The following is an 18,213-nucleotide window of genomic DNA, read 5'->3' on the forward strand; positions in this document are numbered from 1 at the left end:
TGCGCCACACTCACTCCGCGGTCCTTGATCAGGCGGACCGCCTCGATCTTGAACTCACGCCCAAATTGCCTTCGTCGCATACCCCACCTCCGGTTTCATGAAACACCCAATCTCGGTGTCCACGAAACCGGCAGCAGGCCACGGCGCCTGTCCGAACTGGCCTCCCGCTGGGCTTCCGAATGGCCCGCGCCGCCGGAAGCCATCACCGCCCCCGTCTATGTGCGGGATGGGGAGCTGGAACGCTCGCTGTCTGGCGAGCCTGCCGAGCCGCTGCGCAAGGTTCTTTCGGCCGAGCATTTCCGCCGCGAAACCCGCCGCTGCCGCAGGGGTGCCGAGAGCGCGGGAGCGCGCGGGAAGCCCGTCGAGGTGTGGCACCGCCAGCGAGAGGACATGGAAGCCGCCGGCCGGCTGGCCGAGGCTTACGAGGCCGAGTGTTCCCGCATCCGCGCCCTATCCGCTTTCGACGTGGCGCGGGAGGAACGCAACGCCGCGCGCCGTGCCTTGGTCGCGCATGTCGCCGCGCTGATGGCGGCAGAGCCGGCGACGCGGGCCGAGCTGGAGGCGCAAGCCCATGCGCTCCAATCCGTCGCCTTCGTCCCGCCGCCGATCCGAGCGGCCGAGGAAATCGCCGGCCAGTGGATGGCGCGCTTTGCCGCGTCCGTCCTCCGCATCACCGCCGCCACGGGAGAACCCGCATGAGCCCCATTCGCATCAACCGCAAGGGCAGCAAGCGCCAGCCCGCGAGCATCAAACCGGTGAGCCTGCCGACATTCTCGTTTTATGGCCATCTGCCCGTCATCTACGCCGATGGGGCCTTGGTTGTCGGTCGCCGCGTCATTCCGCTGGAGCGCCGCAAATGAGCGTCGCCTTCGCCCGCCCCCTCGCGGTGGCATGCCAGCCGGCCGCAGTGGATCTAGCGGCCAGCCATCCGGCATTCTCGCTTTCCGACATCGCCGGGCCGCTCTCGGCCACGGATCGGCATGACGTGCAAGTCATCCTGCATGATGTCGCCGCACTGCTGAGCAAGACGCCCGGTGCGGCGGGAAGCATGCGCCGCCGCCTGGGCATCGTCATTGACTGCCTGCTTGCGGTTGCGGACGAAATCGACGGCGACGCTGATCTAGAAGCCGCCTGCGAGGACGAGGGCGCGCAATGCGATGACGAGGGGGAGCCCTCGCTATGAATGTGCGGGACATCGCTGCCGCCATCGCCGCCGATGACCGGCCCGCGATGCGCTCGGCCTTCTGCAATCTCACCGAAGGGCGCGGGCGAGACATTAAGGCCAGCGCCCCCGGCTTTCTTGTCGTGGCCCTCAACCGCCTTACGGTGGCCCTGGCTGACGACGCCGCAGAGATGCCGCCCGGCGCCTGCGAAGCTCTCGGCCTTCCGGCTAGCTCCAGCTATGCCGATGGCGCCGCCAGAGCGAAGCGCGAGAGCGCCCGGCTGGCCGGGCATCTCATGGCACAACGAGGCAATGGATGCCGCCCGGTGGGGTGAAAGGTGGGGTGCCGGACGGCCCGCGAGGCGCCAGGCCAACAATTACAGAATCTTAGCGGTTGAGAGTGGCGGACAGGGAGGGATTTGAACCCCCGATACCCTTGCAGGTATGCCGCATTTCGAGTGCGGTGCATTCAACCACTCTGCCACCTGTCCGCGGTCGCCTTCGGTCGAAGCGGGGTGCTTAGTACACAAGCCGGTCGGCCGGGGCAACCCCCAAAGGCCGGCTGTCCCCGCCGGCGCGGAGCCATCCCGCAGCGGTGTGTCTGCCGGGCCGTCGGAGGCCGCGTGTTCGGAAAACCGCGCCAGGGGCCGCGTCCCGGCTTGACCCGCGGCCGCGTTGCGATTATCGACCCCTTCATCCGGCGTGGGGCAACCCGCGCCCGGTTCGTTTTGGCCTGTGCGCTGCGTCGCGGGCCGGAAGGACAACCCACCACGCATTCGACTGCCAAAAAGCCGTCCCGCATGCGTCTCCGTCCGGAGGCCGTGACAGGGCGGGGCCGAACATGGAGGACAAAATGTTCGCAGTCATCAAGACCGGCGGGAAGCAGTTCCGCGTCGCCGCCAACGACAAGATCACCGTCGCCAAGATCGAGGGCAACCCGGGCGACACCGTCGCGTTCGGTTCCGTGCTGATGCTCACCGAGGGCGAGAACACCACCCTCGACGCCAAGTCGCTGGGCGAGATCACCGTCGCCGGCGAGATCGTCGAGCAGGCCCGTGGCGAGAAGGTCATCGCCTTCAAGAAGCGCCGCCGCCAGAACTCGAAGCGCAAGCGCGGTTTCCGTGCCGAGCTGACCGTGATCCGCATCACCGACATCCTCACCGGCGGCAAGCAGCCGGAGATGAAGAAGGGCGAGATCGCCGCCGCCGCGGCCGTCGAGACCAAGTCCGCCGCCAAGCCGGCCAAGGCCGCGAAGGCCGAGGCTGCCGCCGAAGGCGAGGCGCCGAAGAAGGCCGCGGCCAAGAAGGCCCCTGCCAAGAAGGCCAAGGACGAGGCGTCCGAGGCCTGACACCGGCTTTGCCGGCGTCGATTTTCGCGCCGGAACATCATCGGTACGGTTCGTCCGGCTCCTGTCGCTGCTGACAGGATGGTGTTTCGGCATTTCGTATCCGAAGCGGGTGGTCAACGCCGCCGATTCGGGTTAGAGAGACACGATCAGTTTTGAGGTAGGGCGTCATGGCTCACAAAAAGGCAGGCGGTTCGTCCCGCAACGGCCGCGACTCGGAAAGCAAGCGCCTCGGCGTGAAGAAGTTCGGCGACCAGGTCGTCGTTCCGGGCAACATCATCATTCGCCAGCGCGGCACCCGTTGGCATGCCGGCGCCAATGTCGGCATGGGCAAAGACCATACGCTCTTTGCGACGGCGAATGGCCGCGTCCGATTCACGACGAAACTCGGCCGAGCTTTCGTGAACGTAGTGCCGGCCCAAGAGGCCGCAGAGTAAAAGGCGGATAGGGATAGTCTCTCGATCCGCCGGTTCCATCGAACCGAACGGATCAAGGGACGAGAAGGCCCGAAACGGGTCTCCCGAAGGTCAGCGAAGGGGAGATGGGACCGAAGTCCCAGCTCCCTTTTTTCGTTTGCGCCGACGGAGAGACAGATGTTCCCCGAATTGACCCGCGACGATGTCTTCCGGCTCGAGACCCGGCGTCTCTGGCTGCGCTGGCCGCGCATGGCCGATGGTCCCGCCATTCTGCGCCAGGCCGGCGAGAAGGCGGTGGCGGAGATGACGGCGCATATTCCGCATCCTTACCCGCCCGAGCAGGTGGAGCCGTTCATCTTTTCCACGCGCAAGGGCAATGCGCTGGGCGAGCATCTCGTGCTGGCGATCACGCCCCGGGCCAAGCCCAACGAGCTGATCGGCATCATCGGCGCCTATAAGCAGGCCTCCGGCGTGCCCTTCATGGGGTACTGGCTCGGCAGGCCTCACTGGGGCAAGGGCTATGCGACCGAGGCGGCGCAGGGGCTGATCGACACGCTGTTCTCGCTGGTCGATATCCCGGCCATCGAGGCCGATACGCGGGTGATCAATCCCGGCTCGCGGCGGGTGCTCGAGAAGTCCGGCTTCCGGGCCGAGGGCTCCTTCCTGAAGTCGCTCCCGGCGCGCGGCGGGTTGTTCCCCTGCGAGCAGTTCCGGCTCGACCGCTCGACCTGGGCGGCGCTGAAGAGCTGGAGCGCCAGCGGCTGGACTCCCGCGCCGGAGGAGGCGCAGATGGAAGCTACCATGGCCGAGCGCGCCGAGCCCTGCATGGCCTGATCCGGTGTTCCGTCATCGTCCCGCGCGGCGCGATCGCCCGCGCGGGATGGTTGCTGGGCGTGCCGCGCAGGGAGGAGATGGAGGCCTCAGATCAGCCGGCTAATGTAATAGTGTAACATATTCTGATCATTGATAAAACTGTCATGTTGAGCGGCTACGCGCCTGCCATCATCCTTGGACGGGGAGCATGACGATGCGTGGATCTTTGTGGCTGGCAGCGGCGATCGCGACCGGCCTGGCGGCCGGACCTGCGGGCGCGCAGACGATCTACCCGATCGACCGGGCGGACATCCTCGCCGGCTCGCGCTTTGACTTCAAGGTCGAGTTCCCGGATGCTCCGGCCCAGGCCGACGTCACCGTCACGATCAACGGCAAGCCGGCGGCCGAGGTGTTCGGCAGGCAGACAAGCTTCGTGCAGAATGAAGAAGGCCAGAAGCATTCGGCGCTGTGGCTGCGCGGCGCCTCGCTGCCCGCCGGCCGCTACACGGTCGAGGCCAAGCAGGGCGGCAAGACCTCCACGGTCAATTGGGACGTGTTCGCCACCGCCGAGCCGCGCAAGGCCAAGAACGTCATCCTCTTCATCGGCGACGGCATGACCGTCGCCAACCGCACCGCCGCGCGCATCCTTTCCAAGGGCTGGAAGGAAGGCAAATATGCCGGCGAACTCGCCATGGACGACATGCCGGCGATGGCGCTGATCTCGACTTCGGGCAACGATTCGATCGTCACCGACAGCGCCAATGCCGCTCATGCCTATACGACGGGTCACAAATCCTGCGTCAACGCGCTCGGCGTCTACTGCGCCAAGAACGCGCTGACCCTCGACCATCCCAAGGTCGAGACGCTCGCCGAGATCGTGAAGCGCAAGACGGGAATGGCGATCGGTGTCGTTACAAATTCCGAGATCGAGGACGCCACCCCCGCCGCGATGGTCGCCCATACCCGCCGCCGCTCCGACTTCAACGACATCGTCGAGATGTTCCATGCCGTGAAGCCGGACGTCATCATGGGCGGCGGCTCGCCGAACTTCCTGGCCAAGACGACCCCGGGCTCCAAGCGCACGGATGACCAGGACTTCATCGCGAAGTTCAAGGAGGCCGGCTACACTCTCGCCACCACCAAGGCCGAGATGAACGCGGCTGCGGCGAACGGCACCAAGAAGCTGCTGGGCCTCTACAACACCGGCAATATCGACGGCGCCTTCGATCTGCGCCTCGCCAAGAAGGGCAGCGTCGCCAAGTTCCCCGACCAGCCGGATGTGGTGGAGCAGACCAAGGCCGCGCTGGAGATGCTGAAGGGCAATCCGGAGGGCTTCGTCCTGATGGTGGAATCGGCCCGCATCGACAAGTACAGCCACTCGCTGGACTGGGAACGCTCGGTGTTCGACACGATCATGCTCGACAACGCCGTGAAGGTCGCCAAGGACTTCGCCGCTGATCGCAACGACACGCTGATCATCGTCGTGCCGGACCATTCTCATCCGATGTCGATCATCGGCACCTATAACGACGATCGTCCGGGCCAGCTGCTGCGCGACAAGCTCGGCGTCTACAACGAGTCGCTCCCGCCGAATTACGGCCCGCTCGATGCGGAGGGCTACCCGACCGACGTCAACACCTCGCGTCGCCTCGCGGTGGTTTATGGCAGCAACCCCGATACCTGCGACACCGGCCGCCCCTATCTGGATGGCGAGCGCGTGCCGGCGGTGAAGGGGCCGGACGGCAAGACCAACATCGCCAACGAGAAGGATTGCGCCGTGCCGATGGCCGCCCGCAAACCCGGGAACCTGCCCTTCGACGCCAATAGCGGCGTTCACGCGGCCGACGACGTGCTGCTGACGGCGATGGGCCCCGGCTCCGAGAAGTTCCGCGGCCACAAGCCCAACACCTATGTCTTCCGCGTGATGGCGGAAGCGCTGGCGCTGGGCGGCCAGTGAGACGATGATCGGGGCCATGGACGCCCGCTTGCGCCGCCAGGCCCCGATCGTCGTGCCGTCCCGCCGTGATGCCGTGCTCGGCTTCGCGGCGGTCTGCCTTGCCGGGCCTGCCCGGGCAGCCGAGCCGGAGACCATCGCCTTCGACCGGCTCTACAAATCCTTCGGGGTGCTCGGCTACGAGTTCGCGGACCGGATCACGCTGCTGCGCGGCCAGACGGTCCGGATGACCGGCTATATGGCGCCGCCGCTGAAGCCCGAGAGCCATTTCTTCGTACTGACGCGCGAGCCTCTCGCAATCTGCCCCTTCTGCCAGTCCGATGCCGACTGGCCGGTGGATATCGTCGTCGTCATCCTCAGGAACGAGACGCCGATGGTCAGCGCGGGCCGCAAGGTGGTGGTTACCGGTCGGCTCGAAGTCGGCTCCGCCACCGATGCCGATACCGGCTTCGTCAGCCAGATCAGGATCACCGATGCCGGCTTCGCGCTCGCCTGAGGCGGGGGGCGGCACGCTCGCGCTGGAGGGCGTGGTGCTGGAGCATCGCGAGGGTGGCGGGTCGCCGTTCCGCCTGCTCGACATTGCCTCGCTCGTGCTGGAGCCGGGCGCACGGCTCGGCGTCAGCGGCCCCTCCGGCTGCGGCAAGAGTTCGCTTCTGCATCTGATCGCCGGGCTGCTGCCGCCGACGCAGGGCCGCGTGCTGTGGGACGGGCGCGCGGTCTCGGACCTGCCGGAGTCGCGGCGCGACCGTTGGCGACGCGGGACGGTCGGCTTCGTCTTCCAGGATTTTCATCTGGTCCCCGAACTCGACATTCTCGGCAATGTGGTGCTGCCGGCGCGGTTTTCCGGCTGGCGTCTCGGCGCAAGCGAGCGCGAGCGGGCGCTGGCTCTGATCGCGCGCATGGGTCTGCCGCAGGCGCAGCGCCGGGCCGCGCTGCTCTCGCGGGGCGAGCAGCAGCGCGTCGCCATCGCGCGGGCGCTGTTCCACCGGCCCGCGCTGATCCTGGCCGACGAGCCGACTGCGAGCCTGGATGCCGCTCATGCCGATGCGGTGACGGAACTCCTGATCGAGACCGCGAGCGAGATCGGCGCGACGCTGATCTGCGCGACGCATGATCCGGCGCTGCTCGCCCGGTTCGAGAGGCGGCTCGACCTGTCGCGCCCGCAGGTCCGGGCGGCCGCCGCATGAACCCGTTCCCGATGGTCCTGGCCGATCTGCGGGCCCTGCGCTGGACCGCACCCGCGATCATGCTGCTGGTGGCGCTCGCCATCGCCACGGGGGTCGCGATCGGCGCGCAGGAGCGCGCTTTGCGGCGGGGCTCAGCCGCGGCGGCGAATGATTTCGACCTGATCATCGGCGCGCCCGGCAGCCAGACCCAGCTTCTGATGTCGGCGGTCTATGTGCAGCCGGACGCGCTGCCGCTGATCGACGGGCGGCTGATCAATGCGCTGGTGCAGGACGAGCGGGTGCGCCATGTCGCGCCCATCGCCTTCGGCGACGTCAGCCGGGGTTATCCGATCATCGGCACCACGGCCGATTTCGCGGCGCGCTGGGGCCGGATCACGCCGAGCGAAGGCCGGCTTTTCGCGGCGCAGGGCGAGGCGGTGCTCGGGGCCGACGTGCTCTACCGGCTAGGCGATCGCATCGCGCCCTCGCATGGCGTCACCGGCCATGGCGCGAAACCGGGGCAGGCCGATGCCGAGGAGGACAGGCACCGCCATGCCGGAGAGGGTTATGTGGCGGTCGGCCGCCTGCCGCGGCTGGGCTCGCCCTGGGACCGGGCGATCCTGGTCCCGATCGAAAGCGTCTGGGACATCCATGGCCTGGGCAACGGCCATGCGGGGGAAGGGGGCGCTGACGCTCCTTTCTGGCATCAGGGTGTAGCGGGGGCACCGCAGCGGCCGGCGGAGCGGCTGGGGCCGCCTTTCGATGGCCAGCGCGTGCCCGGCGTACCGGCGATCGTGGTGAAGCCGAAGAGCGTCGCGGGTGCCTATGCGCTGCGCGCGCAGTATCGGCAGGGCGGCACCATGGCCTTCTTCCCCGCGGAGGTGCTGGTGTCGCTTTACGGCGCGCTCGGGGATGTGCGCGACATTCTCGTCGTGGCCTCCGCCAGCAATGCGGTGCTCATCCTCGCCAGCGTCGTGCTGGTGATGGTCGCGGTGAACAGTCTGCGCCGGCGGCGTTACGGCACGCTGCGGGCCCTCGGGGCGCCGCGAAGCTTCGTGCTGCTGGTGACCTGGCTCGGCGCGGCGGTGCCGATCGCCGCCGGCTGCGCTCTGGGGCTCGGGCTGGGCGTGGCGGCGACGCAAGCGCTGTCCGGCCTCGTCGAGGCCCGCACCGGGCTTTCGCTGTCAGCCTCGTTGGGCTGGGGCGAGTTCGGGCAGGCGGCGGGCCTGTGCCTGCTGGGCAGCGTCATCGCCCTCGTGCCCGCGCTGATTTCGGCGCGGCGCCCCGTCATCGCCAGTCTGCGCGGCTGAGGCACCAGCCCAGATAGTGCTGATGCGAGATTAACGCGAAATCCGAGCAATTCGCGTTCGGGTTAAGCCGGCAGTGAAGACTCCCGTGTATCGAACACTGAGATCAGTGCTCAGACCAATGGCGGGTGACGTGAAGACCATCAGCGATCTTCTGCGGCGGTTCCGGAGTGATGCGCAGGGCGGCGTCCTGATGATGTTCGCCTTCGCCCTGATTCCGGTTATCCTCGTCATCGGCTGTGCCGTCGATTACGGCATGGTGACACGGTCCCGGACGGCGGCACAGGTTACGGCCGATGCTGCCGCGCTGGCCGCCGCGACGACCATGAGCGACGACGTCGCGACGCTTCGCGCGGCCGCTGAGAAGTTCGTCCGCAGCAATTTCGACGAAGCGACCTATGGCAAGGTCCAGATCTCCAGCTTCACCTATTCGCAGCAGGAGAAGGACATCACCATTCGGCTGGCAGGCGCGACCGAGACGTCGTTCATGCGTCTGGCCGGCTATCAGACCATGCCCTTCGAGGTGATGGCGAGCTCCACGCGCGCGGTGCCCGGCACGACGGAGGTCGCCCTGGTGCTCGACAACACCTGGTCGATGTCCGGCGCCAAGATCGTCGCGCTCAAGGCTGCCGCGAAGAATCTCGTGGAGACGCTGAAGAAGGATCCGAAGAACACCGTCAAGATCGCGCTGGTGCCCTATGCCGACTATGTCAATGTCGGCGTCTCGAACCGCGGGCAGCCTTGGGTGAAGGTCCCGGCCGACTACGTCAAGGTCAACAAGGGCAGCTGCTGGACGGTGAGCCAGCAGTGTCAGAAGGCGGCGCAGAAGACCTGTGTGCGGCTGAAGGACGGCGTTCCCGAGAGCTATGATTGCTCGCCGCAGGTCTGCTTCCCGATCACGCCCTATCAGCAGTGCAGTGCCGACTGGACCCAGCAGTTCCGCTGGTTCGGCTGCGTGGGCACGCGCGTCTCGGGGTCCCTGCGCCTGAACGACGACGATCCGTCCTCGCCCTATCCGGGGTTCCTGTCCACCAGCCAGAACTGCCTCAACCCCGTCGTGCCGCTGACGGAGTCCAAGGACACGATCCAGAAGGCGATCGCGAGCATGGTCGTCAATGTCGGCGGCTACAAGCCTTCCACCTATATCCCGGGCGGGCTGATCTGGGGGCTCAACGTGCTGTCGCCGAGCCAGCCCTACAGCGAGGGCAAGGCTTATGACGTCAACAATCAGGACCCGCGCAAGGCGCTGGTGCTGATGACGGACGGCGCCAACACGATGAAGTACAATGCCAAGGACGGAACCCATGTCGATGCGAGCGGCAAGGACCTCGATCAGACCTATGCCGACCAGCTGAACATCTGCGCCAACATCAGGAAGCGGAACATCACCGTCTATACCGTCGCTTTCGATGTCGATGACGCCGCGGCGAAGGACACGCTGAAGGCCTGCGCGTCCAAGGCTGAATTCGCTTTCGACGCCAAGGATGCCGCCGCGCTGAACGACGCCTTCTCTAAAATCGCGACCTCGCTGTCGAGCCTGCGCCTGACCCGCTGAGCGGCCCGCAGCCGGGGGGCCGGCCGGGTGCCGCTGACGTCGGGACAGGCGGGTTGCAAAGCGATGGGAAGCAAGGAGCACGCCGCTTCTCCATGCGCTTCCGTAAGGTTCGTGCCTCCTCTTATGCCTGTCATCCCCGGGAAACGATGTTTCCCTGAGATTTTAGCGTTATCTTAAATAGTCCTTTCGCTAGATAATAAAAATTCGCGCAGGACGTCACATGCCGAATCGAGCGGTGAAATCGAAAACCGGGCCGGAGCAGCGACGGCATGCCCGTGAACGCGCCGCCCTTCATGCCAGGGTGTTCATTCCCGACGGCACCGCCTTCGACTGCATCATCCAGGACTGGTCCGAGAGCGGCGCGCGGCTGCGGGTGCCGCTCGGCTTCCAAGCCCGGGAGGTCGATGTGATCGCGCCGCATAGCGACAAGCGCATCGCCGCCCGGATCGTCTGGCGCAATGCTCACTCCATTGGAGTCGCCTTCCGGTTCGGGGGCGCCGACGGCTCTGCCGCCAGCCTGGAGCAGACCCTTTCGATCTGACCTCCTGCAGCCGATGCTCCATCGTCCGCTTCGAGTATCGTGACTAGTCAGTTCGACGGGCGATGGTCCGCCGGCCCGTCATGGCGCCCTGCGCGCCGGTGAAAGCTGGCCGAAAGCCCCGCAGCGCCCGCCGCTCAGTTCATCACGGACCGCACCAGCGTGCCGTCGAGCAGCAGGGTCTTGATGCGGGCGCGCCGGCGGTTGAAGTCCTGCGCGATCAGGTCGGTCTCCGCCTTGACGAGATCGACCTGGCTGTCCAGCAGCTCGAAGATCGTCCTGCTGCCGTCCTTGAACTGCTCGAAATAGAGCTCCTTGACCTTGCGCGCGGCATCGACCCGCGCCGCGAGGGCACCGGACTTGTCCTTGTCGGAGACGCTGATGCGCTGGGCGCCCTTGGCGTCCTCCGCCAGTTCGCGACGGCGCTTGTCGAGCCGCAGATAGGACGCCTCGAGCCGGGCGCCGACCTGTTGGCGCATGCTGTCGTTCGAGCCGCCGTCCAGCACCGGCACGCGCAGGGAGAGCAGTACGTTGGCGTAGGATTTGCGGTCCATGGTCGCATCGGGCTCGCTCATCTGGCGCCCGAGCTTGAAATTGCTCTCGACCCCGAGATTGGGCAGGGCACCGGCCCGGACCGCCTCGAGCTGCTGCTTGAGCGAGGCGATCTCGTTCTGGATCGCGATGATTTCCGGGTTCTGGTCCAGCCGCTCCTGGGTGAGCTTGGTGGGATCGCCGCCGAGGCGAGGCGAGACGTGATCGACCACGCGATCGACCTCGACATCGGTCAGGCGGCGAAAGGCGTCGGCCGCGTTGGTGCGTTCGGTCGTCATGTCGATCAGGGTGGAGCGGGCGCTCTCCAGCCGCGTGGTAACGCGCTTCACATCTGCGACGGTGGAGTTGCCGTTGCTCTCGTTGGACTGGACGATCGCCAGAATCGATTCATGCGACTCGATGTTGCGCTTGGTGATCTGTATCGTGCGATCGATCTGCTGGGTCTTGAGCAACAGGTCGAGCATGTCGAAAACGGTCTGCTCGCTCTTGGCGATGCGCGCATGCGTCGCGCTCTCATAAGCGAGAGCGGCGCGCTCGACATTGCTGCGCGCGGCGCCGAAATCATAGAGGTTCTGGCGGAAGCTCAGGCCGACCTCGCGGCGCAGCGCATTGCCGGCCGGGTCCGTCTGCCAGTTGCGCTGCGGGCCGGCCGCGGCCGTCAGGTCCAGACTCGGCAGCAGGCTGGCCTGGGCGCCGGCGATGGCGGCGAACTGCTCCTTCTCCTTGGCCGCGGCGATCCCGATATCGGGATTGGTGCCGACCAGGACGCGCACGAGCTGCTGCAGGGTCAGCTTGCCCGCGCGCGGCGGCTTCTCGACCTTGCGGGGCAGGGAGCCGACCGGCATCTCCGGGGCGTCAACGGCGGTGGAGGGCGGCGGGGGCACCGTGTCGAGCGAAGCGTAGGACGAGCAGAGATTGTTCGGCAGCGGATATGTGCCGTCATTGTCCACGCAGGGCGCTTGCTGGCTGGATACGCAGCCGGTGACGAGCAGCGCGAACGCCAGCATCGGCGTCACTCGCCACAATGTCGCGGCCGAACCCAGCCTCATTCCCCCATCCCCTTGATTCGCGTTAACGAATCTACAAGGCGTGGTTAAAACTTAACAAATGGTTTCGTGCCAAATCGAAGCAAATCTCGCGGCTTCCTTCCCTCTTCAGCGACGGAAGGCCATCTCCTTTACGTTCATCAGCGGAAGCAATAGATATTGTAGAACGGTATGACGTTTCGTCAGGATATCGACATTGGCCATCATTCCAGGAATGATGGGATGATTGTTTCCGAGTCTATTCGCGGCGTTCAGCCTGACCCGAAAGTAAGGCTGGTTGTCTTTTTCCTTGATGATATCGGGAGAGATGTCGACCACGGAGGCGTCGAGTCCGCCATACAGTGAGTAATCATAGGCCGTGATCTTCACGACGGCCTTGCTGCCCGGCCAGATCTCGGCACGGTCCTGCGGCGATAATTGCGCCTCGATCGCGATGGTGTCGCTGCTGGGCACGATCTCGAGGATGGGAGCGCCCGGCGCAATGACGCCGCCGACGGTCGCGACATACTGCTTGTTAATGGTTCCGGTCGTGGGCGCGCGGATATCGGTGCGGTTCGCCTTCTCGCGCAGATTGCTCATCGCCTCGCTGAGCTGGCTCACCTCGACGAGCACCTTGGTCTTTTCCTCCGAAGCGTCGGAGCGGAATTTCAACGAGGCGGCGTTGCGCTGACGCACCGCTTCGCTGAGCGCCGCCTCCGTCTGAGGGATGTCGTGGCTGATGTCGGTGATCTTGGTGTCGAGCTGCTGAAGCGCCGTCAGCCCCTGCAGCAACTCGTTGCGGGAGACGGCACCGAGATCGCTCAGCCGCTGCAGGCTCTGGGTGCGCTGGGCGGTGAGCTCGCGCTCGCGCTGAAGGTTGGTGCGGCGCGCATTGAGCCCGGCCAGAGCGATCTCGTGCTGGCGGATCTTGTCGTCGAGCAGCATGATCTGCTCGGTCTGCTCGCGCCGCCGCTGCTGGAACAGGTCGCGCTCGTTGACGAGGATGAAGCTCTCGGCGAGATCGACCGGGAAGGAAATTGCCGGGGCTCCGGCGATCTCGGCCTCCAGCCGGGCGAGAGTGGCACGCTTGGCCGCCAGCTGCGTCTGGGTCTGCTGCAGGGTCGCGAGCGACTGGCTGTCGCGAATGCGAAGCAGGAGCTGTCCCTGTTCGACCTTGTCGCCCTCGCGCACGAGGATTTCGGAGACGATGCCGCCCTCCAGGTGCTGGACGATCTGGTTCTGGTTGAAGGGGACCACGGTGCCGCTGCTGCGGGTGACGGCATCGACCTGCGTCAGGTTCGCCCAGGCGATCAGCGCGCACAGCCCGACGGCGGAACCCAGCAGCAAAGTCCGGTGCGCGTCCGAGCGGATGCTGTCGCAGCGCGGCGCGCGTGCCGCGGTCGGATGGGTCGAGGCGTAACTCATGCGGGACGTCCTGAGGCCGGCGCGAAGCGGCGTGCCGGAACAGTAGCGGCCGCGCGTTAACCGAAAGCTAAGCACTCCTCTTTACCTTTCGGTAAGCGATCAGGTTCTTCCGCCCAGGACCCTATGAATACTGTTATCCGTATGCAGTCGGCCCTGGCCGCCAGCCTGAAGGCGAGGCCGCGCCAGGCGCAGACCCGACCCGTGCCGGCAGGCGACCATCTCGTCGCCGCTCTCGCGCGGCTGGGAATCGCGACCGGGGAGGTCGCGGTGCTGCGGCGCCATCTGGCCGATCTCAAGGGCGCGCATTTTCCTTGCGTGGTGGTGCGGCAGGACGGGACGGGCCTGGCCCTGACCGGGCGCGAGGGGACGGAACTGCTCGCGGAGACCGTCGAAGGGCCGTGCCGCATCGCCTGCGACGATCTGGAACCGCATTATTCCGGCACCCTGCTCGCGCGGCGGGAGGAGGCCGAGCAGGCGGGTGAGGGTGCCGAGGGGCCGATGGCGCAGGGCAAGAGCCTGTTCCGCCATATCCTGAAGCTGACGCTCCGCGACCGGCTGATGCCGCAGCTGCTGCTGGCCGCCTGCCTCGGCAACCTCTTCATGCTCGCTCTGCCGGTCTACAGCATGGCGGTCTACGACCGGATCATTCCGCACAAGGCGGTGGAGACGCTCTGGGCGCTGACCGGCGGCATCCTCGTGGTGCTGATGGTCGATCTGTTTTCGCGCATCATGCGCAACCGGCTGCAGGAGGCGATCGGCACGCGCATCAGTCTCGACCTGCAGAACGCGCTGATGCGCCATACGCTGGCGGCGGATCTGCTCAGGGCATCGCGCAAGCCCGGCGTGCTGTCTTCGGCGCTCGGCGCGATCGACGGCGCCGCGCTGCTCTGCCCCGCCCTGATCGCCGGGCTCGTCGTCGATCTGCCTTTCGCCGTCGCGATGCTCGCCTATGTCGGCTTCATCGGCCATTGGGTGGTCCTCGCCCCGCTGGCGGCTCTGTTCGCCATCGTGCTGAGCAATGTCGCCTCGCACTGGACGGCGCGGCGCGCCCATGCCGCCTCCGCCCGCGCCCTGCTGGAGCGGACGGCGCTGATCGAGGAAGGCACCCAGTCGCTGGAGATCCTGAAGTCGAACACCGCGACCGCGCCGCTGGCGCGGCGCTGGTTCGATCTCGTCGACGAGACGCTCTATCACGGCCATGTCGGGCGCCGGGCCTCGACCCATGCGGGGCTGGCGCTCGGCACCATCCTGCAGGTCAGCACGGTCCTCAGCCTCGTCGCCGGCGTCTTCATGATCGGTGCGGGCGAGCTCACGGTCGGCGGGCTCGTCGCCGCCGTGATGCTGAGCGGGCGGGCGCTCTCGCCGGTGGGCACGCTGGCCTCCACCGTGATGCGCGCGCTCAGCCTCGCCGAGCCGCTCGCCCATGCCAACCGGCTGAGGGACGTCCCGCGCGAAACCCGTGGCGACGAGACCCGCCGCGCCCCGAAGCTGAACGGCAGCGTCCGGCTGGCCGGCGTCTCTTTCCGCTATGCCGACGAGCCGCGCGCCGCGCTCAGCGAGATCGAGCTGTCGATCAAGCCGGGCGAGAAGGTGGGATTCATCGGCAAGATCGGCTCCGGCAAGAGCACTTTGCTGCATCTGGTGCCGCGGCTCTACACGCCCGAAAGCGGCAGCGTGCTGCTCGACGAGCACGATGTGCGCCAATACGACCCGGTCTGGCTGCGCAGTCAGGTCGCCTACATGCCGCAGGATTGCGACCTGTTCGACACGACGATCCGCGACAACATCGTGCGCGGGCTCGGCCAGGTGGATGAGGAGAGTTTCCGCCGCGCCGTGATCGCCAGCGGCGTGCAGGATATCGCGTCCGCCCATCCGGCCGGGTACGGCCTCAGCGTCGGGCCGCATGGGCGGCGCCTGTCGGGCGGCGAGCGCCAGGCCGTGTGCCTCGCGCGCACGCTGGTGCGGCGCGCGCCGATCATGGTGCTCGACGAGCCGACCTCCGCGATGGACAGCCAGCTCGAGCGCCGGATCGTGCAGCGCCTGCGCACCGTGCTCGACGGTGCCACCGTGCTGATCGCCACCCATCGCATGCCGCTGCTCGAGCTCGTCGACCGCGTCGTCTGGCTGGAGGGCGGCCGCGTCATCGCGGACGGGCCCAAGGCCGAGGTGCTGCAGCGCGCCGCGAAACTGTCCGCCTAGGAGCGTCCGGATGGCCAGCAAGCATAAGCAGGAAGATCCCTGGGCCGGCTTCGTCGACGTGTTGTCGAACATTCTGATGGTCGTGATCTTCCTCGTGGTCATCCTCGGCGTCGCGATCTTCGCGCTCTCGCAGCAGATCACGAAGGTGGCGGTGGAGAACGCCGTCAAGGCGGAGCGCGAGAGCAAGGACAAGCAGGACACGTCCAGCTCAGGCCCGGCGGTGAGCGAGGCCAAGCCCGAGCCGAAGAAGGAGACGGCGCAGGCCGATGCGGAACCGCAGATCGCGCAGGTCAAGCCGCCGCCGGAGCCTGACACCGCACGCGGAGCCGCAGGCCCGTTCGAGGCCGCCAAGGCCCTGCGTGTCCGCGAGAGCGACGACATCGCCGGCAACACCAATCTCAGCGTGCGCAGCGCGCCGGCGCCGGGCAAGGACATCGAGATCGCCTCCGAGGAGCATAAGCCCAGCGACGGGCCGGTGATGGTCACCCGCGCTCAGTCCTTCATGACGCTCAAATTCCAGCGCGGCTCCTTCAAGATCGACAAGGACGCCTCCGGCGCGATCACCGACTTCCTCGGCAGCCGGGACGAGCTCAAGGACCAGAAGATCGAGATCAGAGCCTTCGCGCAGTCGACCGTCGGGTCGGTCAGCGAGGCGCGGCGAATCGCCTATTACCGGGCGATGCAGACCCGCTCGGAACTTCTGAAGAGCGGTTTTTCGGCCGCGAACATGGATGTGAAGATCCGCGAATCGGTTTTGCCCGAGGAAATCGACGTCGTGCGGGTGTTCCGTAAAAGCTGACGCAGGGAATCCACGCTTAATTAACTTTGTTTTTGGGACTGCATCTTAAAATCGTCAGCGTCGTTTCCCCGGGAGACATAAGGTAATGAGCACGGGCGGGCCGAGCCGCACTTATGCGGTGCGCGGCGAGATCACCAAACAGGCGGCGCTGGTGGCGCTCGTCATCGCGGTGGCGGTCTGGCAGCACCATTTCGTGCTCCAGGCGGCGAGCGCCGACATCTACATTTTCGGCCTGCTCATCGCCGCCGGAGCCTTCGGCATCTATCACGCGATCCACGGCACGCACCGGCTGAACGACGAGTTCATCGCGCTCGAGGCGATGAAGGAGATCTACGAGGATGCGCTGTGGGCCGAGCGGGCGCCGCAGGAGGTGCTCATCGCGCAGTTCAAGCGCACGCAGCACGATGCCATCGTCTACCGGCATCCCTCCGCGCTGGCGACGGCGCACAATCTGATCGTCGAGGAGGTGCAGCGCAACGGCTCCTTCCGCATCCCGACCGCGACGATGCAGGTGCTGGTGGCCGATCTGGAGACCAAGCTCGACGACCGCCAGGGCATGTCGCATTATCTCGGCGCGCTGATGGTGCTCCTCGGCCTGCTCGGCACCTTCATCGGCCTGATGCACACGCTGGAATCAGTCGGCGGCATCCTCGGCAGCATGGATCTGTCCGGCAATGGCGGCTCGGGCGCCATCGCGGCCCTGATCGAAAGCCTCAAGCGTCCGCTCGAGGGCATGTCGGTCGGCTTCGGCGCCTCGCTCTTCGGCCTCATCGGCTCGCTGATCATCGGCTTCCTGAGCAAGGTGGACAGCAAGGCGTCGTTCCGGCTGAAACACGAGTTCGAGACCTGGATCCGGACCACGGTGCAGATCGAGAACATGCGCGCGGCGACGGCCGAAGCGCGCATGGCCGATGCCTCCGGCGGCTCGGAGACCGCAGGCGAGGGCCAGTCCGCTGCCGCGACCCGGCCCCTCCTGAAGACCGCCCGTCTCGCTCTGACGACGGTCGACCGCCTGGCCCGCCAGGTGGAAGCCCTCGCCGAAGTGGTCGCGGCCGACCGGGACAGCCGGCAGCGCATGGTCGAGGCCGGGGAGGGGATGCGCGAGGCCGCCGGCCGGATGGTCTCTCTGCAGGCGATGCTCGACAGCCGGCTCCTGGACAATGCGCAAGGGCTGGCGCAGCTCAACCGGGGCCTGCACAGCACGGGCGAGCGCATCGAAGCCGCCATGCTGGGGCAGGAGCAGGCCGTCACCGGCGCCGCCCGGAGCCTACAGGACGAGGCGCGCCAGCTGCGCGAGGCGATGACGGCGGGCCTGCTGCGGCTGGCCGCGCCGGCGGCGCCGGTCTCCGCCCTGCCGGTCGAGGCGATCGAGCAGGCGGTGGCGCGCGGCTTTTCGCAGGTTCCGGCCGCGGGTGAGGATGTCGCGGTGCTGGTGGCCGAACTCGATCACCTCATCGCCATGTCGCATCTGGCTCCGCGCGACATCCACAATCTCAAGCGTCTGGCGGCCTTCGCGCAGGAGGATCTGCGCGAGAGCGGATCCGAGCCTTCCGACCTTCTGGAAAGGAAAGCGGTATGAACCTGATTCCGGGCGCCCTGCGCAGCATGATCCGTCGCTTCAGCGCCTCAAAGAGTTTCGTGCGCGCCCATGAGCGCAGAACCTGCGCCTGCGTCGGCGAGATCTATTTCGTCGATCGCGGCTTCGGCACGCGCGGTATCGTCGATGAGATCTCCTGCGGCGGCATCCGCTTCCGGCCGGTCCACAGCTATGTGCTGGAGCGCTGGGGCGATGCGGTGAGCGTGCGCTTCGGCGGCTACGCGCTCGACGCCACGCTCGTGAACGTCTCGCCCAAAGGCTACGGCCTCAAGCTGCGGACCCCGCTGACCGAGGCCGAAGTCGACGAGATCGTCGAGGCCGACGAAGCGATGTTCGGCCGCGCGGCCTGAGCGCGGCGAG

19 protein-coding genes and 1 tRNA gene are annotated in these 18,213 nt (G+C 66.9%); 17 read left to right on the plus strand and 3 right to left on the minus strand.

What is annotated here, in order from left to right; translation table 11 throughout:
* Positions 1-48 precede the first annotated feature (48 nt).
* From ACOJTB_RS19620 to ACOJTB_RS19635, 4 genes are read left to right on the plus strand one after another with little or no spacing between them, the layout of a single operon-like run.
* Positions 49-699 (plus strand): hypothetical protein, encoded by a 651-nt coding sequence (locus ACOJTB_RS19620; protein WP_420104210.1) that lies wholly within the window; start codon positions 49-51, stop codon positions 697-699.
* A complete protein-coding gene (locus ACOJTB_RS19625; protein WP_420104211.1) occupies positions 696-860 on the plus strand; it encodes a hypothetical protein in 165 nt (54 codons plus the stop codon). Before ACOJTB_RS19620 ends, ACOJTB_RS19625 begins: the two co-directional genes overlap by 4 nt.
* Positions 857-1,183 (plus strand): hypothetical protein, encoded by a 327-nt coding sequence (locus ACOJTB_RS19630; RefSeq protein ID WP_420104212.1) that lies wholly within the window; start codon positions 857-859, stop codon positions 1,181-1,183. Before ACOJTB_RS19625 ends, ACOJTB_RS19630 begins: the two co-directional genes overlap by 4 nt.
* Positions 1,180-1,497, plus strand: a complete 318-nt coding sequence (locus ACOJTB_RS19635) for a hypothetical protein (RefSeq protein WP_420104213.1) — start codon at positions 1,180-1,182, stop codon at positions 1,495-1,497. Before ACOJTB_RS19630 ends, ACOJTB_RS19635 begins: the two co-directional genes overlap by 4 nt.
* 66 nt (positions 1,498-1,563) lie before the next feature.
* Here ACOJTB_RS19635 and ACOJTB_RS19640 read toward each other — a convergent pair.
* Positions 1,564-1,653: transfer RNA gene (locus ACOJTB_RS19640), tRNA-Ser, on the minus strand.
* Positions 1,654-2,015: 362 nt separating this feature from the next.
* On the opposite strand from ACOJTB_RS19640, the gene rplU reads away from it, so the two are divergent.
* The 9 genes from rplU (at position 2,016) to ACOJTB_RS19685 (ending at position 10,259) form a co-directional block, all read left to right on the plus strand.
* Positions 2,016-2,510 carry a 50S ribosomal protein L21 gene (gene rplU, locus ACOJTB_RS19645; protein ID WP_420104214.1) on the plus strand — a complete coding sequence of 165 codons (495 nt, stop codon included), beginning with the start codon at positions 2,016-2,018 and terminating at the stop codon, positions 2,508-2,510.
* Positions 2,511-2,677: 167 nt separating this feature from the next.
* Complete coding sequence (gene rpmA / locus ACOJTB_RS19650; RefSeq protein ID WP_420104215.1) at positions 2,678-2,944, plus strand: 50S ribosomal protein L27; 267 nt, start codon at positions 2,678-2,680, stop codon at positions 2,942-2,944.
* Positions 2,945-3,100: 156 nt separating this feature from the next.
* Positions 3,101-3,757 (plus strand): GNAT family N-acetyltransferase, encoded by a 657-nt coding sequence (locus tag ACOJTB_RS19655; protein ID WP_420104216.1) that lies wholly within the window; start codon positions 3,101-3,103, stop codon positions 3,755-3,757.
* A gap of 193 nt (positions 3,758-3,950) precedes the next feature.
* Positions 3,951-5,693 carry an alkaline phosphatase gene (locus ACOJTB_RS19660; RefSeq protein WP_420104217.1) on the plus strand — a complete coding sequence of 581 codons (1,743 nt, stop codon included), beginning with the start codon at positions 3,951-3,953 and terminating at the stop codon, positions 5,691-5,693.
* A 16-nt stretch (positions 5,694-5,709) separates the two neighbouring features.
* Positions 5,710-6,186, plus strand: a complete 477-nt coding sequence (locus tag ACOJTB_RS19665) for a hypothetical protein (RefSeq protein ID WP_420104218.1) — start codon at positions 5,710-5,712, stop codon at positions 6,184-6,186.
* A complete protein-coding gene (locus tag ACOJTB_RS19670; protein WP_420104219.1) occupies positions 6,164-6,877 on the plus strand; it encodes an ABC transporter ATP-binding protein in 714 nt (237 codons plus the stop codon). Before ACOJTB_RS19665 ends, ACOJTB_RS19670 begins: the two co-directional genes overlap by 23 nt.
* Entirely contained in the window at positions 6,874-8,166 is a 1,293-nt protein-coding gene (locus tag ACOJTB_RS19675; protein WP_420104220.1) for an ABC transporter permease, read from the plus strand. Before ACOJTB_RS19670 ends, ACOJTB_RS19675 begins: the two co-directional genes overlap by 4 nt.
* Before the next feature lie 130 nt (positions 8,167-8,296).
* Complete coding sequence (locus ACOJTB_RS19680; RefSeq protein ID WP_420104221.1) at positions 8,297-9,718, plus strand: TadE/TadG family type IV pilus assembly protein; 1,422 nt, start codon at positions 8,297-8,299, stop codon at positions 9,716-9,718.
* 235 nt (positions 9,719-9,953) lie between these two features.
* Positions 9,954-10,259 carry a PilZ domain-containing protein gene (locus tag ACOJTB_RS19685; RefSeq protein WP_420104222.1) on the plus strand — a complete coding sequence of 102 codons (306 nt, stop codon included), beginning with the start codon at positions 9,954-9,956 and terminating at the stop codon, positions 10,257-10,259.
* 134 nt (positions 10,260-10,393) lie between these two features.
* Here the strand turns inward: ACOJTB_RS19685 and ACOJTB_RS19690 are convergent, their stop codons facing one another.
* Complete coding sequence (locus ACOJTB_RS19690) at positions 10,394-11,857, minus strand: TolC family protein (protein WP_420104223.1); 1,464 nt, start codon at positions 11,855-11,857, stop codon at positions 10,394-10,396.
* Between the two features lie 105 nt (positions 11,858-11,962).
* Positions 11,963-13,258, minus strand: a complete 1,296-nt coding sequence (locus tag ACOJTB_RS19695; RefSeq protein ID WP_420104224.1) for an HlyD family type I secretion periplasmic adaptor subunit — start codon at positions 13,256-13,258, stop codon at positions 11,963-11,965.
* Positions 13,259-13,399: 141 nt separating this feature from the next.
* Between ACOJTB_RS19695 and ACOJTB_RS19700 the strand changes: the two genes are divergently transcribed.
* The 4 genes from ACOJTB_RS19700 to ACOJTB_RS19715 all read left to right on the plus strand — a co-directional run bounded on the left by ACOJTB_RS19700 (position 13,400) and on the right by ACOJTB_RS19715 (position 18,203).
* Positions 13,400-15,457, plus strand: a complete 2,058-nt coding sequence (locus tag ACOJTB_RS19700; protein WP_420104225.1) for an ATP-binding cassette domain-containing protein — start codon at positions 13,400-13,402, stop codon at positions 15,455-15,457.
* Positions 15,458-15,467: 10 nt separating this feature from the next.
* On the plus strand, positions 15,468-16,256 hold the full coding sequence (locus ACOJTB_RS19705; protein WP_420104226.1) for a hypothetical protein: 789 nt from the start codon (positions 15,468-15,470) through the stop codon (positions 16,254-16,256).
* 85 nt (positions 16,257-16,341) lie between these two features.
* Entirely contained in the window at positions 16,342-17,835 is a 1,494-nt protein-coding gene (locus ACOJTB_RS19710) for a hypothetical protein (RefSeq protein WP_420104227.1), read from the plus strand.
* Complete coding sequence (locus ACOJTB_RS19715; protein ID WP_420104228.1) at positions 17,832-18,203, plus strand: hypothetical protein; 372 nt, start codon at positions 17,832-17,834, stop codon at positions 18,201-18,203. The genes ACOJTB_RS19710 and ACOJTB_RS19715 overlap by 4 nt, the downstream gene beginning before the upstream one ends.
* The last annotated feature ends 10 nt before the right edge of the window (positions 18,204-18,213 follow it).

Source organism: Allobosea sp., assembly GCF_048595345.1.
In the GTDB taxonomy this organism is placed as follows: domain Bacteria; phylum Pseudomonadota; class Alphaproteobacteria; order Rhizobiales; family Beijerinckiaceae; genus Allobosea.

Coding starts and splice junctions, on each gene's coding strand:
- ACOJTB_RS19625 (WP_420104211.1), top strand. CDS start 696: ATGAGCCCCATTCGCATCAACCGCAAGGGCAGCAAGCGCCAGCCCGCG.
- ACOJTB_RS19630 (WP_420104212.1), top strand. CDS start 857: ATGAGCGTCGCCTTCGCCCGCCCCCTCGCGGTGGCATGCCAGCCGGCC.
- ACOJTB_RS19635 (WP_420104213.1), top strand. CDS start 1,180: ATGAATGTGCGGGACATCGCTGCCGCCATCGCCGCCGATGACCGGCCC.
- rplU (WP_420104214.1), top strand. CDS start 2,016: ATGTTCGCAGTCATCAAGACCGGCGGGAAGCAGTTCCGCGTCGCCGCC.
- rpmA (WP_420104215.1), top strand. CDS start 2,678: ATGGCTCACAAAAAGGCAGGCGGTTCGTCCCGCAACGGCCGCGACTCG.
- ACOJTB_RS19655 (WP_420104216.1), top strand. CDS start 3,101: ATGTTCCCCGAATTGACCCGCGACGATGTCTTCCGGCTCGAGACCCGG.
- ACOJTB_RS19660 (WP_420104217.1), top strand. CDS start 3,951: ATGCGTGGATCTTTGTGGCTGGCAGCGGCGATCGCGACCGGCCTGGCG.
- ACOJTB_RS19665 (WP_420104218.1), top strand. CDS start 5,710: ATGGACGCCCGCTTGCGCCGCCAGGCCCCGATCGTCGTGCCGTCCCGC.
- ACOJTB_RS19670 (WP_420104219.1), top strand. CDS start 6,164: ATGCCGGCTTCGCGCTCGCCTGAGGCGGGGGGCGGCACGCTCGCGCTG.
- ACOJTB_RS19675 (WP_420104220.1), top strand. CDS start 6,874: ATGAACCCGTTCCCGATGGTCCTGGCCGATCTGCGGGCCCTGCGCTGG.
- ACOJTB_RS19690 (WP_420104223.1), bottom strand. CDS start 11,857: ATGAGGCTGGGTTCGGCCGCGACATTGTGGCGAGTGACGCCGATGCTG.
- ACOJTB_RS19695 (WP_420104224.1), bottom strand. CDS start 13,258: ATGAGTTACGCCTCGACCCATCCGACCGCGGCACGCGCGCCGCGCTGC.
- ACOJTB_RS19700 (WP_420104225.1), top strand. CDS start 13,400: ATGCAGTCGGCCCTGGCCGCCAGCCTGAAGGCGAGGCCGCGCCAGGCG.
- ACOJTB_RS19705 (WP_420104226.1), top strand. CDS start 15,468: ATGGCCAGCAAGCATAAGCAGGAAGATCCCTGGGCCGGCTTCGTCGAC.
- ACOJTB_RS19710 (WP_420104227.1), top strand. CDS start 16,342: ATGAGCACGGGCGGGCCGAGCCGCACTTATGCGGTGCGCGGCGAGATC.
- ACOJTB_RS19715 (WP_420104228.1), top strand. CDS start 17,832: ATGAACCTGATTCCGGGCGCCCTGCGCAGCATGATCCGTCGCTTCAGC.